This is a genomic window from Pseudarthrobacter sp. TE3704 (genome assembly GCF_056279405.1).
Window position 1 is genome coordinate 209,571 of the sequence record NZ_JBWCCJ010000001.1, and the last position, 16,801, is coordinate 226,371.

Genomic DNA, 16,801 nt, shown 5'->3' on the forward strand with positions numbered 1-16,801 from the left:
AGCCGCCTCCCCTAATGCGCGTAGCGTCGGGAAAGGTAGGCGGCTCTATATGCCTAGGGTCCGCCCTTCACTCTGAATCAGCAGCACCACAAGTCGCAGTTGTCGGCCCCTAAAACCACCGTATTCGCGCGAATATTTGCAGTATGGCTCGCTTTCGGGCGCCGTCTTTTGTGTTTCACGTGAAACAGGGGCGTGCAGCGAGCGGCCGTTACGTGAACGCGAAGTAACTAACCTGGGACCTGTCCTTATAGGGCCCTGCACTCGCGTGCAGTCCTTGCTGTTTATCCACGCTTGGGCGATTAGTAATCCACAAAGTTATCCACAGCGATATCCACTGCCTATAATGCTACTCATACTCACAGGAGAGTGTGGAAATCTCACTGGCCTATTCGTCCCGTTCGGCCTAGGGGCTCGTGACAGGGCGTGGTACTGGAAGTGTTGGCGGAGACCAGAAGTTGACCCGACTGCGACACATTGTGCCCGCATTAGGTCTCTACGGCGCTGCCGCCCTGCTGATGGCGAGCCGCCACACGATGCGAAAGTATTCCAACCACCCGGAAAATAGGCCTGTTCGCTGCAACCCTTCATCAGTGTCTTAATGCCAAACTGAAAAGGACAGCACCAGTGCAAAGAGCGGTCTCCGTAGAGCTCCGCCCTTGTCGGCGCCAGTTCGCGCTGCGGATAAAAAGCACCAAGCTAGTATCCATTTGATGACTGGTGCCTTTACGTCGCCGCAAAGGGAACGCTGGCTTGATGTGATCTCGGCGCAGCGGTTCTGCATCGACGACCGTAAGAGCAGCGCGGGGGGGTGGAATCGAATCAGGGGGACGATAGGACGGGAATCATGTTTCACGTGAAACGCATATTCCACGACTGATAGGAGTGCGTGAGACGGGGTGGGGCCAGGGCCCGAGGATACGGTCGACTCGCGGCCGGATATTCGCTGCAACTCCAAATTTCAGCCGGCCCCTCCGCGCGGGGAGGCCTGCGCACTTGCCGTTCGACTCCAATCCGCCCATCAAGGCATAACGCTGGGACCGGGTCGTCCTGGTGACGTCTGATCCTTCTTCCTAGTGCAGCACTCAGTGCGGTGCCATCGATCGAGGCCTAGGAAGATTTGCCGTGGCAACCCATCAGTTCTAGTGATGCCAGCCCTTGGAGCGGAGGTCTATCGGGAATGTCGACGCCATGAAGCTCGGAAGCACGAGGGGACAGGGACGGTGCGCTGAGGTGCCGGCGAGGCTGACGCCGTTTCACGTGAAACACTGCGCCCGCCTCCACCACTGACGAGTCAGCGTCCAATGAGGGAGGCGATGGAAAGCCGCAATTGCTCGCATGAAACACGAGGCTGGTGCTCACGGGCTGGGAGCAAAAACACGATATAGACACAAGGTGCAAGCGAAAGATGGGCACGCCGCCTACTGCGTCGGTGTCGACTGTGGCCGTCTCCGCATTAGGCATAGGAAGCGAGATGCCAGGACTTATCCGCGTCTGGTGACATCTGCATTCAGCTTGCCCCTACGCCTGCATGGGTGCGGCCCCAGGAACCCCATCAAGGAATCTGCTAGGCCGAACGATCAGGGGGGAGAGCCCGGCGCGGAAAGAGTCCCCATCCACGAGGAGCCCCGAATTCGTCCGTCGAGCCATCCTTCGCTTCAGACCACCTGATCGAGCGCGAGTTCTGGTGCTTGAGCGACTTACCCCCAGCGGCGGCCGTCAAGGTTCCTAACGTTGTTGATCGCCTTTCAGGATCATGATGTCCCCGAGACTCTTGAATCATCTGCGGGTAAATACTCAGCTCCGCTCCAGGGCGGGGCGCTATGCCGGACACCGCCACTCACCTAGCAGCGCCGTTTCACGTGAAACAGTAGCGTCGCCATGCGACCAGCTATTCAGGACGCTCAGACTCCCGTGTGCGATCTCCATTAAGTCTTACCCGAAATGCAGTGCGGCGAACATGTGAGCCACCTGTCACTTCCCGTAGAAGCGATGAAAGAAGTGCGACCTGAAGGGAGTGCACACGGGGCGGCAGTGCTTCCACGGTCGGCCCGTATGCTTCACATATCGGTGCCTGTCTCATCCATGAAAAGACTGCGCATGCTTTTGATGCTGCAGAGTTGGAGAGGATCCTTGAAGTGCCTTTGTGTATGAGCGAACGGACACGGTCAGCAAGTGAATCTGGATGAAACGCTCGTATTGATAAGAACTGTATTCAGACAGAAAAGGGCCCGGTTCGTGGTGAACCGGGCCCCTAGGGAAAGACTAGTTTGTTGAACCGGGAGCCAACACATCCATGATGCGGTTCAGGTCTTCGACACTGGCGAATTCGATGCTGACTTTTCCTTTCCTGACACCCAACGAAATCTTCACGTTGGTATCAAGGCGGTCTGACAAGGATGATGCGAGGTAATCCAGACGCTCATGACGCGCGCCGGGACGGGGCACATTGTTTTTCGGCTGCTTCGTCGGGTCCTGGTAAAGAGTGACAGCCTCTTCTGTGGCCCGTACCGACATACCCTCAGCGACGATCTTTTGGGCCAGACGCTCCATTGCGGCAGCGTCTGGAAGCGACAGCAGCGCGCGGGCATGACCGGCGGACAGGACGCCCGCAGCGACGCGCCGCTGCACCAGCGGAGGAAGCTTGAGGAGCCGCAGGGTGTTTGACACCTGGGGGCGTGAACGACCGATACGGTCAGCCAGCTGCTCATGCGTCGTGCCAAAGTCCTCCAGAAGCTGCTGGTAAGCCGCAGCTTCTTCCAAGGGATTCAGCTGGCTGCGGTGCAGGTTCTCCAACAATGCGTCGCGAAGGAGATCATCGTCGGTGGTATCCCTGACGATGGCGGGGATGGTTTCGAGTCCCGCAGCCTGAACGGCACGCCAACGACGCTCGCCCATGACGAGCTCATATGGTTCTCCACCGGATTCAGTTGATTTACGGACGACAATTGGCTGGAGGACGCCGATTTCCCGAACCGAGTGGACAAGCTCGGCCATGTCGTCTTCATCGAAGACGGAACGTGGCTGCTTCCGGTTGGGATGGATCTCGGAAACGGGTATTTCGGCAAAACGCACACCCGGTACGTCAACAAGGTCAACATCGCCATTGGATCCGGCGAACTCGCCCAAAGGCGCGGCGGCAGCAACGTCCGGGCGGACCTCAGTGGATTCCTCAGGGGATGCCTCAGGCTCCTGGACGGACTCGGCATTGTCAGGCCCGCCATTCCCGGCTGCAGGAGGCGGTGGAGTGGCAGCCTTCTTGGCTGCGGCAGCACTGGAAGAACGGGAAGTAGCTTCGGCAGCCGGGGAGGCGGTGTTCTTGGCAGTGGACTTCGCCGGGGCCTTGCGGGCCGGTGGGGCGGTCAGCTTCTCGGCCACAGTCTTTGCTGTGCCCGCTGCACTTTCGTCCGAGGGTTCGGTCTTCCTTCTGCCCTCGGGGAAGAAGAGATCTACAGGACGGGATACGGCTGCACCGTTACCCTGCCCATTGGACGCGGCGGAACTTGGAATCAGCGCGCCAAGACCGCGGCCTAGGCCCCGTCGCTTCTCGCTCATGGGTAAATCCCTCCAGTGGTAGAACCAGGCGTGAGCCGGCTCCGGTCGTTGCAGTGTTGAAGATATTAGCGTTCTGCTATTTCAGCAGCGGCTTCCAAGTAAGACAGGGCTCCACTGGAGGATGGGTCGTACGTCATAACCGTCTGCTGGTAGCTCGGTGCCTCAGAGATCCGTACCGACCGGGGCACCACTGCGGACAGCACCTGGTCGGGGAAGTGCGTCCGCACCTCGGCAGCAACCTGCGCAGCGAGATTGGTTCGGCCGTCATACATGGTGAGCAGGATGGTGGAGACGACGAGCTCAGCGTTGAGGTGCTTCTGAATCATCTCGATGTTTTTGAGAAGCTGGCTCAAACCTTCGAGGGCATAGTATTCGCACTGGATGGGAATCAGGACTTCATTGGCTGCGCAGAAGGCGTTGACGGTAAGGAGCCCCAAGCTTGGCGGGCAGTCGATGAAGATGTAGTCGAGACGCTCTTCGCCGTTCTTTTCACGGGTCTTCGCGTAGACGTCGATCGCCCGGCGCAGTCGCTGCTCCCGCGCGACCAGCGATACCAGCTCAATCTCGGCACCTGCCAGGTGAATGGTGGCCGGCGCGCAGATGAGCTTGTCGATATCGGGGCACTGGGCCACCACATCGGCCAGGGCAACATCATTGATCAGGACGTCGTAAATGCTGTCCACATCGGCATGGTGCTCAATACCCAGCGCGGTGGAGGCATTGCCCTGGGGATCGATATCGATCACCAAAACATTCAGTCCCGCTGCTGCCAGGGCCGCGGCGATGTTGACGGTGGTGGTGGTCTTGCCCACGCCACCCTTTTGGTTGGACACGGTGAAGATGCGTGTCTTTTCGGGGCGCGGCAGCTTACGTCCCATTAGACGCTCACGGCGCTTCGTTTCATGGGCCAGCTCCCGTGCAATAGGGCTGGAATCGTCGATTGCATCGATGATGTTGGTTCGACCTGCTGAGGTTGTTTCACGTGAAACAAGCGACGAGGTTCCGCCGTTTGATACTTGTTTTGGGTGAATTCCCCCTCTGCCGGGGACCGAAAACGGGCCAGCGACAGAACGAGCTGACCCCAATGACACAAACGGTGGTATCCGTTGTGCGGAGGCTTCACTACTGGTCACTGGGGCACACTCACTCTCGTTCAGCCAATTTTGCTGCCGTTGACTAGCCTAACTGCTTGACCCGGCAGACTTCGGTCACCGGGCCTTGATTAGGATTTCTTTTGGGACTTGTTCACAACGATGCGGACTACGGTGGTGGGCTCCTCAAGCAGGTTGTCACCAACTGTAAGGACAGACGTCTGAACACCGCCCAATTTTCGAATGACCTTGGCGGCCTTCTCGATTTCCTCGGCCGCGCTGCGGCCTTTAATGGCAACAACCTCGCCATGGCCGGCCAGGAGGGGGATGGTGAGGCCGGCCAGGTTGCTCAAGGCAGAAACTGCCCGCGCAGTCACCACATCGGCTTCCACCTGGCCCACTGCCAGCTCAGCACGGGTCCGCATCACCGTCACGTTATCCAGTCCGAGGTCGTCCACCACTTCCTGGAGCCAGATCACCCTGCGTTCCAGCGGCTCGATCAGGGTCAGTTCCAGGTCCGGCCGCGCAATCGCGAGGCAGAGGCCGGGCAGCCCGGCGCCGCTTCCGACGTCGGCCACGTGGCTGCCCTGGGCAATCTCGCTTTCGATGACGGCGCAGTTGAGTACATGCCGGCTCCAGAGCCGCGGAATTTCCCGTGGGCCAATCAGCCCGCGCTCTGTTCCGGAAGTAGCCAGATGTTCGACGTAGCGCTTGGCCAGGTCCAGCCGGTCGCCGAAAATCTTCTCAGCGGCCAGAAGCTCAGCTGCCGTGATGTCAACCATGATTAGCGGGTCAGCAATTCTCTAGTCTGCGGAAACAACAATGTGGCGTCCGGTGCCTTCGCCCTCGGACTCGCTGACGAGGCCCAGGTCAGCAACAGCGTCGTGAACAATCTTCCGCTCGTAGGCGCTCATCGGTTCCAGCGCCACGGACTGGCCGGTTTCCTTCACCGTAGCCGCAGCGTCTTCCGCGATCTTCTGCAGGTGTCCGGTGCGTTCCTGCCGGTAGCCGTTGATATCCAGGACCAGCCGTGACCGGTTCTCCGTCGCGGACAGCACAGCAAGCCTGGTGAGCTCCTGAAGGGCTTCAAGGACTTCGCCGTCCTCGCCCACCAGACTGTCCAGGCCTTCGGTCTCCTCTTCGGCAACGATCGAAATATAGGTGCGGCCGTTGCGGACCTCAATGTCGATGTCACCATCGATGTCAGCGATGTCGAGCAGTTCCTCCAAGTAATCCGCCGCGATGTCGCCTTCTTCTTCAAGACGGCTGACAGCTGAAACCTTGGGGGAGGAAGCTTCTTCGTTCACGGACTCGTCCTGATCTTCGAGGATCTCTTCAGAAAGGGCGTGTTCGGTACTCTCGGCTGACATTACTTCTTCTTCCTGTTCTTGCGTTGTGGCTGGACACGCTGGCCCTTGGATTCAGCGACGGCGGCCGCGGCAGCAGCATCCGCTGCCTCATCCTTTTTACCGCTCAGGATCGAAAGGGCCGGAAGGCCCTTGGCGGCACGGCGCTCGGCGAGGGCCTTTGCGGCGGGGGATCCCGGCGTCGGCATCCGGCGGATGACGAAGAACTGCTGCCCCATAGTCCAAAGGTTGGTGGTGGTCCAGTAGATCAGGACGCCAATGGGGAAGTTGATTCCACCCACGCCAAAGACGATGGGCAGGATGTAGAGCATCATCTTCTGCTGGCGCATGAAGGGGCTGGCCATGGCTTCTTCAGACATGTTCTTGGCCATGATCTGCTTTTGCGTGATGAACTGCGAGGCCGTCATGGCCAGGATCATCAGGATCGAAAGGATGGCAACAGTTATCTGGTTATCGCCACCGCCGCCGTGCAGCAGCGTTGCATTCAGCGGTGCGCCGAAAATGGTGGAGTCGTCGAACTGCACCACCTGGCCATGGCTCATGGCACCGATGCCCTCGCCCTTGTCGCGGGCACCGGAGATGCCGGACAGCACAGTGAACAGGGCGAAGAAGAACGGCATCTGGATCAGCATGGGAAGGCAGGCCGAGAACGGGTTGGTCCCGTGCTTCTTGTACATGGCCATCTGTTCCTGCGCCATGGCCTGGCGGGACAGCTGGTCCGTCTTGCCCTTGTACTTGTCCTGGAGCTTCTTCAAGTCCGGCTGCAGCAACTGCATGCCGCGCTGGGCCTTGATCTGCTTGACGAAGACGGGAATCAGGGCGGCACGGATCACCAGCACGAGGCCAATGATGGACAAGGTCCAGGTCCAGCCAGAGGCTTCAGGGAGCCCAATAGCAGTCAGGCCCTCATGGAAGCCCACCATGATGATGGACACAAGCCATTTGAACGGAAACATGATTGTTTCAAAGAAGTCCATACTTATCCCTATTCGTCAGGCCGCACTGCGGCCTTCTTCATCAGTCCGAGCAGCCAGGTACTTGTCCGGGTTGTTCAGCACAACAATTGTGGGGGCTTGGCTCTCCGGCCAATCCCGCTTACCGGCGGGGACGTGGTCCACGCCGCCGGCATTCCATGGATGGCAGCGGCCAAGGCGCCTGACTGCGAGCCAGCCGCCCTTGACGGCTCCATGGACAGTGACCGCTTCAAGGGCGTAGGCCGAGCATGAAGGGAAGAATCGGCAGACCTGGCCGTACAAGGGAGAAATCACCTTGCGGTAGGCCTTGAGCAACACGATGAGGATGTTCCTGGGCAGGTTCCACAAGAACATCCCGACGGCGGCGGCGGCAACAGGATGGGGACGGGCGACGACGGCGGTGGCGTTACGCACGCGGTGTCCCCTCCTGTGTTGTACCGGCCGAACCGTTGGCGGCAGCCTTCGGGAGGCGGCCGGCCAGCCGGGTCAGCGTCGATTCCAGTGCAGCGTTGTAGTCCGACAGCAGCTGATCCCAGCTGGCAGTCGCGGACGCAGGAAGCGCCCGGACCACTATGGCGAAGCCTGTGCCATGCTCGCGCAGCGAGGCAGCACCTGCTTCTCTTAGTCTCCTCTTAACGAGGTTCCTGACCACAGCGTTCCCTACACTCTTGGAAACGATGAACCCGATCCGGCTGGGTTCGTCGGCAGCAATAGCTGCCGCATATAACACTACGTTCCGGCGCCCATTGCGGACACCGGAACGTACAGTTGTTGAAAAATCGGATGCAGTCCTTAAGCGGTTGCGGGTGGCCAGCACCTTAAACTCGCAAAGAGATGTCTACCGAAAAGTTCAGTTATTTAAGCCGACAGCTCGGTACGGCCCTTGCCACGACGGGCTGCCAGGATGGCGCGGCCGGCACGGGTACGCATACGAAGGCGGAAGCCGTGCTTCTTGGCTCGACGGCGGTTATTCGGCTGAAAAGTCCGCTTGCTCACGTTAGTTACTCCAGTGGATCAAAGGTGCGCCCACCCGATCAGTATGGGGAAGAACTGGCCGACGCTAAGTTTTGTATATGCACGCTTCCCCCGGCTGCTCAGACGCGGAGCGCCTGAGAGATTCAGATGGGGCCAAAAAGCGGACACAAAGGACTTCACAACGTTAGGGCAATTTAAGCCTTCGAGTCAAACCGGCTGGTCGCCCCCACGCTATCCCCAGCTGTGCCTAACCCACCCCCCGTGCCTGTGGATGAAGTGGCTCACAAGCCCCTTTTTCGAACAACAACCGTGTAATTATCCACAAGCTACTTGCCAGCTATCTTCTAGGCTTTTCATCCCCTAGAGTGGCTCAGTAGCCGATTATCCACGGACTGTGCATAACCCTGTGGATTAAGCGGGGCCAGCACCCTGGTTCTCGACCTAGGGCTGCAGGCAATGCAGGCAAAGCAAGTTTTGAGGGAACCGATTGATGACAGTAGACGAAGCCAACCACGCCAATACTGTCGGAAGTTCCTGGCGGCGAGTTGTCAGCCTGCTGGAACAGGACCACCGTGTTTCACCGCGGCAGCGTGGCTTTGTCATCCTCGCCCAGGCGCAGGGCCTGATTGGCTCCACCCTCCTGGTGGCGGTTCCCAATGAACTCACCCGTGAAGTCCTCCAGACCCAGGTCAAGGACGCCCTCGATGATGCCCTGCACAACGTCTTCTCCGAGGACATCCGGTGCGCCATTGACGTCGACACGGACCTGGTTCCCATCCACGAGGAGCCCGAACCCGCCGTCGAGCCGTCCTTCGCTTCGGACCAGCTGATAGAGCAAAAGCCGCAGCCCATGCTGCCCAGCACCTCCCATGAGTTTGGCCGGCTGAATCCGAAGTATGTCTTCGACACCTTCGTGATCGGCTCCTCCAACCGGTTTGCCCACGCGGCCGCCGTCGCCGTTGCGGAGGCCCCGGCGAAGGCATACAACCCGCTGTTCATCTACGGCGATTCCGGGTTGGGCAAGACCCACCTCCTGCACGCGATCGGCCACTATGCCCGCCGCCTGTACAGCGGTATCCGCGTCCGCTACGTCAACTCCGAAGAATTCACCAACGACTTCATCAACTCCATCCGCGATGACGAAGGCGCCAGCTTCAAGACCACCTACCGGAACGTGGACGTCCTGCTCATCGACGACATCCAGTTCCTGGCCGGCAAGGACCGGACGCTGGAGGAGTTCTTCCACACATTCAACTCGCTGCACAACAACAACAAGCAGGTGGTCATCACCTCGGACCAGCCGCCCAAGCTGCTCGCGGGATTCGAAGACCGGATGAAGTCCCGCTTCGAGTGGGGCCTGTTGACAGATATCCAGCCGCCGGAACTTGAAACCCGTATCGCCATTCTCCGCAAGAAGGCCCTGAGCGAAGGCCTGTCCGCACCCGATGATGCCCTCGAGTACATCGCTTCCAAGATCTCCAGCAACATCCGTGAACTCGAAGGTGCCCTGATCCGCGTCACGGCCTTCGCCAGCCTCAACCGGGAGTCCGTGGATGTGGCGCTGGCGGAAATGGTCCTCAAGGACCTCATCACCGACGACGGCGCCCAGGAGATCACCTCGAGCCAGATCCTGCAGCAGACGGCCGACTACTTCAAACTCAGCATGGAAGAGCTCTGCAGCAAGTCGCGGACCCGCACTTTGGTCACTGCCCGGCAGATCGCCATGTACCTCTGCCGGGAGCTGACCGACATGTCCCTGCCCAAGATTGGCCAGGAGCTCGGCGGCCGCGACCACACCACCGTCATCCACGCCGACCGGAAGATCCGCGAGCTGATGGCCGAGCGCCGTGTGATCTACAACCAGGTGACAGAGCTGACCAACCGCATCAAGCAGCAGCAGCGCGACTCCTAACCGCCCCGCCTATACCTTATTAACAGGTGCATGTGGATAAGCCTGTGGATAGTTAAGGGGACAACCGCGGTTAATGGGCTTAAAACCCTTAATCCGCCTGTGGATCGGCAAAATCGCCAAAATTCTTATCCCCATCCACACCCTGTTTAAAACCTGCTGCGCCCACAGTCCATGAACAGGGCTTAACCGCCGGAACGCGGGGCTGGACGAGGTTATCCACAGTTTCCACAGCAGTTATTAACACTACTAATCCCAAAAAATTGAAATCCCTCAAACAACAAGATCGATCCGCACCCCACGAGGGTCGGGCCGGGCGGCCCCGGCCTTCCCCAGGACGAACCCGGGGGATGGGTTAATCCCGGATCTTCCGGCTAAGCTGTCAGCAGCGCTCCCATCCCCGGGTTCCTGCGTGGTTTCCATCAGCAGGGACCATGCACGTTTCGGGTGTGGGGTACCACTTTTTGGGATTCCCCCACGGGAGTTTCCAGTCCACATGGCAGCAGCAATGAAAGGCGGCACCCTTCCGTGAAGTTCAGAGTCGATCGGGACGTCCTGGCAGAAGCCGTCACCTGGACAGCCCGGTCCTTGTCTCCGCGGCCGCCTGTGCCCGTTCTTTCCGGGCTGCTTTTGAAGGCTGAAGCCGGAACAGTCAGCCTCTCGAGCTTCGACTACGAAACCTCAGCCCGGCTGGAAATCGCAGCCGACATCAGGGACGAAGGCACCATCCTGGTGTCCGGACGCCTGCTGGCCGATATCTGCCGCAGCCTCCCGTCGGCTCCTGTCGACGTCGAAACCGACGGCAACAAGGTAACTCTCACCTGCCGCCGCAGCAGCTTCCACCTGGCCACAATGCCTGAAGCCGAATACCCGCCGCTGCCGGCATTGCCGGCCATCAGCGGAACCGTGCCCGGGGACTCCTTCGCCCAGGCTGTTTCCCAGGTGATCATCGCTGCCAGCAAGGACGACACCCTGCCCATCCTGACCGGTGTCCGGATGGAAATCGAAGACGACCTGATCACCCTTCTCGCCACCGACCGCTACCGCCTCGCCATGCGTGAGGTTCCGTGGAAGCCAGTGACCCCCGGCATCTCCACCAGCGCCCTGGTCAAGGCAAAAACCCTGAACGAAGTAGCAAAGACGTTGGGCAACAGCGGAGATATCAACCTTGCCCTCTCCGACGACGACAGCCGCCTGATCGGCTTCGAAAGCGGCGGACGCACCACCACGTCCCTGCTGGTTGACGGCGACTACCCGAAGATCCGCTCGCTCTTCCCGGAATCCACCCCCATCCACGCCACGGTGCAGACCCAAGAACTGGTGGAGGCTGTCCGCCGTGTGTCGCTCGTGGCTGAACGCAACACCCCGGTCCGGCTTGCCTTCACCGAGGGGCAGTTGAACCTGGACGCCGGTACCGGTGAAGATGCCCAGGCATCAGAGGAACTTGAAGCCCAGCTTTCCGGTGAGGACATCACGGTGGCCTTCAACCCGCACTATCTGGTGGAAGGCCTGAGCGTCATCGAAACCAAGTTCGTCCGGTTCTCCTTCACCTCGGCTCCCAAGCCCGCAATGATCACCGCCCAGGCAGACGCCGACGGCGAGGACCAGGATGACTACCGTTACCTGGTGATGCCCGTCCGCCTCCCCAACTAAGTAGCGCCAACTGTCGTTTTGGAGGCCCAAAACGACAGTTACTGCTACCCAGTTGGGCAACCTCCCATCCCTAGCGCAGAAAAGAGTTCCCCATGCACATTGGACTGATCGGCCTTGGCAAAATGGGATTCAACATGCGCGAACGGCTGCGCAAGGGCGGCATCGACGTCACGGGTTATGACCGCAACCCGGACGTCACCGACGCCGCCTCGGTGGATGAAATCCTCGCCGCCATCCCGGCGCCCCGGCTGGTCTGGGTGATGGTTCCGGCCGGCGCGGTCACCGATGCCGTCATCACGGAACTGGCGGAGAAGCTTGACGAGGGTGACCTGGTGGTCGACGGCGGCAACTCCCGCTTCACGGAGGACCAGAAGCATGGCGAACTCTTGGCTGCCAAAGGCATCCGGTTCGTTGACTGCGGAGTTTCCGGAGGTGTTTGGGGCCTGCAGAACGGCTATGGCCTGATGGCCGGCGGGGACGCCGCAGACATCGAGCGGGCACTGCCGGTGTTCGATGCACTGCGTCCCGAAGGTGAACGCGAGGACAGCTTTGTGCATGTAGGCGGCATCGGTGCAGGCCACTACGCCAAAATGGTCCACAACGGAATCGAATACGGCCTGATGCAGGCCTACGCGGAGGGCTACCAGCTGCTCGCGTCCAAGGACATCATCAATGACCTGCCGGGCACCTTCCGCGCCTGGCAAAAAGGCACCGTGGTCCGTTCATGGCTCCTTGACCTTCTCGTCAAGGCACTGGAAGAGGATCCGGGGCTGCAGAACATCGATGACTACGTAGAGGATTCCGGTGAAGGCAGATGGACGGTGGAAGAGGCCATCGCCAACGCCATCCCCGCCCCGGCCATCACGGCCGCACTGTTCGCCAGGTTCGAGTCCCGTGAAGACAGTTCCCCTGCCATGAAAATGGTGTCTGCCCTCCGGCACCAGTTCGGCGGACACGCAACCCGTCCGGCCAAGTAGCATCCACCGGGGACAGCTGCTGTCCCCAGAATTGTCGAAACCCGCGTGTATCTGGAACACCTTTCCCTGACCGATTTCCGCAGCTACGCCCAGGTTGACCTTGCCTTCGAGCCGGGCGTCACCGTCCTGGTGGGATACAACGGCATCGGCAAAACCAACCTGATGGAAGCCATCGGCTACCTTGCCACGCTGAGTTCCCACCGCGTCAGTTCGGACGGACCCCTCCTGCGGTTCGGTACCGACCGCGCACTCGTCAGGGCACGGCTTGTCCGCGGCGGGCAAACCACGGTCCTGGAACTGGAAATCAACGCCGGGCGGGCCAACCGCGGCCGCATCAACCGCAGCAATCCGGTACGTGCCCGCGATCTGCTGGGCATTTGCCAGACCGTCCTCTTCGCTCCGGAGGACCTGGCGTTGGTCAAAGGCGATCCTTCCAACCGCCGGCGGTTCCTGGACGAACTGCTCGCCAGCCTCATCCCGCACCACGCTGCCACCCGCAGCGACTACGACAGGGTACTGAAACAACGCAACGCCCTGCTCAAATCAGCACGGGGCGGAAAATTCACCTCCGGACACGAGGCAACCCTGGACGTGTGGGACCAACACATGGCTAAAGCGGGGGCCGAACTGCTCCACGCGCGCCTCGAACTGGTGGAACGCCTGCGCCCGCACCTGGCCCGCGCCTATGCCGAACTGACGGACGGGTCCAAATCCGCTGACGCCACCTACCGCTCCACGCTGCAGAACCAGATGGACGACGACGGCGCGCCGCTGCCAGGTGGGCCACGCACGGCAGTGCCAGGCACCGCCGTCGAACCGGACGACCTGCGCGCGCTGTCCGTGGAAGACCTCACCGAACGCTACGTCCGGGCCTTCGCCGAATCGCGGAAAAAGGAGGTGGAACGCGGTATTTCGCTGGTGGGCCCGCACCGCGATGACCTGGAACTTGTCCTGGGACAGGCGCCGGCGAAAGGCTATGCCTCGCACGGTGAAACCTGGTCCATGTGCCTGTCCCTTCGGCTCGCTTCCTACTACGTGATGCTCGACGACGCCCGCACGGGCGGTTCCGCCCCCATCCTGATCCTCGACGACGTTTTTGCCGAACTGGATGTGCAGCGCCGGCGTAAACTGGCCGCTATAGTCTCCGGCGCGGAACAGGTCCTGGTGACCGCCGCCGTCGACGCCGATATCCCGGAAGAGCTGTCCGGACGGCGGGTGAAAGTCATCCCGGGAGGAATTGATGGTCAGGGACAGTGAAGACGGCGGGCTGCAGCCCGGCCGCGATCCCGACAACATTGATGCCCCGCAGGCCGCACTGAACAGAATGCGGGAGGCCGCCGCTGCCCGCGGTGAAATCCGCAGGAAGGCAGTGCGCCCGGGGTCCGCAAAAGGCAAAAACGGAATCCGGGACACCCGCGGCTTCAGCCAGTTCCACGCCACCGGCCGCGACCCGCTGGGGCTGGGCAAAGTGGTGGGCCGGCTTGTAGCCGAACGCGGCTGGACGTCACCCGTGGCCGTCGGCTCCGTCATGGCCGAATGGGCCACCCTGGTGGGACCGGAAATCTCGGCCCACTGCACCCCCGAAAGCTTTACGGCCACCACGCTCCACGTCCGCTGCGATTCAACCGCATGGGCAACCCAGCTCCGCCTGCTGAGTGCCAGCCTGCTCGAGAAATTCAGGGTGGAACTCGGCGACGGAGTGGTCACCAGCATCCAGGTGCTCGGCCCCTCAGCCCCGAGCTGGCGCAAGGGCGGCCGAACCGTCAACGGCCGCGGCCCCCGGGATACCTACGGCTAGCTTCGCTGCCGACTCTTGAAAATACCCCCAACGGCGTGTAGAGCGCTGAAAGGGCCGGAGGGTGTATAGGCACCCGGAGGCCGTCCTCCTGGGGCGCCCTAGGCGCGGTCAACGGCCTCACACGGCCACGTTGCCGCCTGTCCACGCCCCTGGAATGCGGGGTTATGGCCTGTTTCGCGGTAGAATCGTTGCAGATAACTGGGCGCGGGTGAAACGTTGACTGAGTCCGTTCTCCGTGCGCATCCGGCACGCGGAGTGCGGGCCCCCAACCGTCAGCAAGTCACCGGCGCCATAAGTTTGTGCCTGTTGGCGGGTGACTTTTCCGGACGGAAGGGAAACCGGCCGGCCATCATCGAGAACAGAGGAGTCGACAGCGCCTGTGGCTAACGACAATACAGATATTCTGGCAGTTGAACCCGCAGTCGAGGATGCCCGTACCCCTGACACCCCGGCGGAATCCGCGAAGCCGCGCGAGTACGGCGCCAGCGACATCACTGTCCTTGAAGGCCTGGAAGCCGTCCGGAAGCGGCCGGGCATGTACATCGGTTCCACCGGGCCGCGCGGGCTCCACCACCTGGTGTACGAAGTGGTGGACAACTCCGTCGATGAGGCCCTGGCCGGGTACTGCACCCACATCGAGATCGTCCTGCAGGCCGACGGCGGCGTCAAAGTCGTGGACGACGGCCGCGGCATCCCCGTGGACATGCACCCCACAGAGCACAAGCCCACCGTCGAAGTGGTCATGACCATCCTGCACGCCGGCGGCAAGTTCGGCGGCGCGGGCTACGCGGTTTCCGGTGGCCTGCACGGTGTGGGCATCTCGGTGGTCAACGCGCTGTCCAGCCGCGTGGACACCGAGGTCCGCCGCCAGGGCCACGTCTGGCGCATGTCCTTCGCTGACGGCGGCAAGCCGCAGGGCAGCCTGGTCAAGGGTGAAGAGACCGACCGCACCGGCACCACCCAGACCTTCTACCCGGATCCGGCAATCTTCGAAACCACCGAGTTCGATTTTGAGACCCTCCGCGCGCGGTTCCAGCAGATGGCCTTCCTCAACAAGGGCCTGCGCATCACCCTGACGGACGAACGCGCACCCGCCAAGGATGAAGCCGACGCCGACCTGGACCTGGACGCCATCGCCACCGAAGGCGAGGTCAGCGCCGAGCACCGCACCGTGGTGTACCAGTACGACGAAGGCCTCCTGGACTACGTCAAGCACCTGAACTCCGGCAAGAAGGTGGACGTTGTCCATGAGGACGTCATCGCCTTCGAAACCGAGGACAAGGAACGCCGGATCGCCCTGGAAATGGCGATGCAGTGGACCAACGCCTACTCCGAGAGCGTCCACACCTACGCCAACACCATCAACACCCACGAGGGCGGAACCCACGAAGAGGGCTTCCGCGCTGCCATGACCTCCCTGATCAACCGCTATGCGCGGGAAAAGGGGATCATCAAGGAAAAAGACGACAACCTCACCGGTGACGACATCCGTGAGGGCCTCACCGCCGTCATCTCCGTCAAGCTGTCCGAGCCCCAGTTCGAAGGCCAGACGAAGACCAAGCTCGGCAATTCCGAGGTCAAGGGCTTCGTCCAGCGTGTGGTCACTGACGGACTCGGCGACTGGCTGGAACGCAACCCGGGCCCGGCCCGTGATGTCATCCGTAAGGCAATTTCCGCAGCCCAGGCGCGCATGGCGGCCCGAAAGGCACGGGACAACGCACGCCGGAAGAGCCCCCTGGAATCCTTCGGCATGCCCGGCAAGCTCTCCGACTGCTCCTCGAAGGACCCGGAGAAGTGCGAGGTCTACATCGTGGAGGGTGACTCCGCAGGCGGATCCGCCAAGCGCGGCCGCAACCCGGAAACGCAGGCCATCCTGCCCCTCCGCGGCAAGATCCTGAACGTGGAGCGCGCACGCCTGGACAAGGCCCTGGGCAATGCCGAGGTCCAGTCCATGATCACCGCGTTCGGTACGGGCATCGGCGAAGACTTCGACCTTTCGAAGCTGCGGTACCACAAGATCGTCCTGATGGCCGATGCCGACGTGGACGGCCAGCACATCACCACCCTTCTGATGACCCTGCTGTTCCGCTACATGCGGCCCCTCATCGAAAACGGCTACGTCTACCTGGCGCAGCCCCCGCTGTACCGGATCAAGTGGTCCAACGCGGCCCACGACTACGTCTACAGCGACCGGGAACGCGACGCCAAGCTGGTGGCCGGCCAGGCCGCGGGCCGCAGGATTCCCAAGGACAACGGCATCCAGCGCTACAAGGGCCTGGGCGAGATGGACTACACCGAGCTGTGGGACACCACCATGGACCCGGACAACCGGACGCTGCTGCAGGTCACCATGGACGACGCCCTCGCCGCTGACCAGATTTTCTCTGTCCTCATGGGCGAAGACGTGGAATCACGCCGCAACTTCATCCAGCAGAACGCCAAGGACGTCCGGTTCCTGGATATCTAGAGCGCCGCTCCTAAATATTCAGAATCTGACATATACCT

14 protein-coding genes are annotated in these 16,801 nt (G+C 61.3%); 6 read left to right on the forward strand and 8 right to left on the reverse strand.

The genetic code is table 11. The annotated features are described in order from the left end of the window. Nucleotides 1-2,262: 2,262 nt before the first annotated feature. From ACZ9BC_RS00995 to rpmH, 8 genes are all read right to left on the reverse strand, one after another. The gene (locus tag ACZ9BC_RS00995) at nucleotides 2,263-3,552 is read right to left on the reverse strand and encodes a ParB/RepB/Spo0J family partition protein (protein WP_476244341.1); all 1,290 of its coding nucleotides are present in this window, start codon (nucleotides 3,550-3,552) and stop codon (nucleotides 2,263-2,265) included. Between the two features lie 65 nt (nucleotides 3,553-3,617). Then, nucleotides 3,618-4,685 carry a ParA family protein gene (locus tag ACZ9BC_RS01000; protein ID WP_476244342.1) on the reverse strand — a complete coding sequence of 356 codons (1,068 nt, stop codon included), beginning with the start codon at nucleotides 4,683-4,685 and terminating at the stop codon, nucleotides 3,618-3,620. An 89-nt stretch (nucleotides 4,686-4,774) separates the two neighbouring features. Next, nucleotides 4,775-5,425: a 16S rRNA (guanine(527)-N(7))-methyltransferase RsmG gene (gene rsmG, locus ACZ9BC_RS01005; protein ID WP_079597937.1), complete on the reverse strand. Its 651-nt coding sequence runs from the start codon at nucleotides 5,423-5,425 to the stop codon at nucleotides 4,775-4,777. 21 nt (nucleotides 5,426-5,446) lie between these two features. Continuing rightward, a complete protein-coding gene (locus ACZ9BC_RS01010; RefSeq protein ID WP_079597938.1) occupies nucleotides 5,447-6,013 on the reverse strand; it encodes a Jag family protein in 567 nt (188 codons plus the stop codon). Further along, nucleotides 6,013-6,987, reverse strand: coding sequence for a membrane protein insertase YidC (gene yidC / locus ACZ9BC_RS01015; RefSeq protein WP_476244343.1), 975 nt, complete (start codon nucleotides 6,985-6,987; stop codon nucleotides 6,013-6,015). The genes ACZ9BC_RS01010 and yidC overlap by 1 nt, the downstream gene beginning before the upstream one ends. A 15-nt stretch (nucleotides 6,988-7,002) precedes the next feature. Further along, a complete protein-coding gene (yidD, locus tag ACZ9BC_RS01020) occupies nucleotides 7,003-7,398 on the reverse strand; it encodes a membrane protein insertion efficiency factor YidD (RefSeq protein WP_476244344.1) in 396 nt (131 codons plus the stop codon). Then, entirely contained in the window at nucleotides 7,391-7,801 is a 411-nt protein-coding gene (gene rnpA, locus ACZ9BC_RS01025) for a ribonuclease P protein component (protein ID WP_079597941.1), read from the reverse strand. The genes yidD and rnpA overlap by 8 nt, the downstream gene beginning before the upstream one ends. Before the next feature lie 41 nt (nucleotides 7,802-7,842). Next, nucleotides 7,843-7,980: a 50S ribosomal protein L34 gene (gene rpmH / locus ACZ9BC_RS01030; RefSeq protein WP_003800212.1), complete on the reverse strand. Its 138-nt coding sequence runs from the start codon at nucleotides 7,978-7,980 to the stop codon at nucleotides 7,843-7,845. A gap of 469 nt (nucleotides 7,981-8,449) precedes the next feature. Here rpmH and dnaA point away from each other — a divergent pair, with 469 nt between their 5' ends. The 6 genes from dnaA (at nucleotide 8,450) to gyrB (ending at nucleotide 16,763) form a co-directional block, all read left to right on the forward strand. After that, nucleotides 8,450-9,871, forward strand: a complete 1,422-nt coding sequence (dnaA, locus tag ACZ9BC_RS01035) for a chromosomal replication initiator protein DnaA (protein ID WP_476244345.1) — start codon at nucleotides 8,450-8,452, stop codon at nucleotides 9,869-9,871. 525 nt (nucleotides 9,872-10,396) lie between these two features. After that, a complete protein-coding gene (dnaN, locus tag ACZ9BC_RS01040; protein WP_079597943.1) occupies nucleotides 10,397-11,521 on the forward strand; it encodes a DNA polymerase III subunit beta in 1,125 nt (374 codons plus the stop codon). A gap of 92 nt (nucleotides 11,522-11,613) precedes the next feature. Beyond that, nucleotides 11,614-12,498: a phosphogluconate dehydrogenase (NAD(+)-dependent, decarboxylating) gene (gnd, locus tag ACZ9BC_RS01045; protein WP_476244346.1), complete on the forward strand. Its 885-nt coding sequence runs from the start codon at nucleotides 11,614-11,616 to the stop codon at nucleotides 12,496-12,498. 45 nt (nucleotides 12,499-12,543) lie between these two features. Beyond that, complete coding sequence (gene recF, locus ACZ9BC_RS01050) at nucleotides 12,544-13,755, forward strand: DNA replication/repair protein RecF (protein ID WP_476244347.1); 1,212 nt, start codon at nucleotides 12,544-12,546, stop codon at nucleotides 13,753-13,755. Then, nucleotides 13,739-14,296, forward strand: a complete 558-nt coding sequence (locus ACZ9BC_RS01055; protein ID WP_476244348.1) for a DciA family protein — start codon at nucleotides 13,739-13,741, stop codon at nucleotides 14,294-14,296. Before recF ends, ACZ9BC_RS01055 begins: the two co-directional genes overlap by 17 nt. 379 nt (nucleotides 14,297-14,675) lie before the next feature. Further along, the gene (gyrB, locus tag ACZ9BC_RS01060; protein WP_115526027.1) at nucleotides 14,676-16,763 is read left to right on the forward strand and encodes a DNA topoisomerase (ATP-hydrolyzing) subunit B; all 2,088 of its coding nucleotides are present in this window, start codon (nucleotides 14,676-14,678) and stop codon (nucleotides 16,761-16,763) included. Nucleotides 16,764-16,801 lie beyond the last annotated feature (38 nt).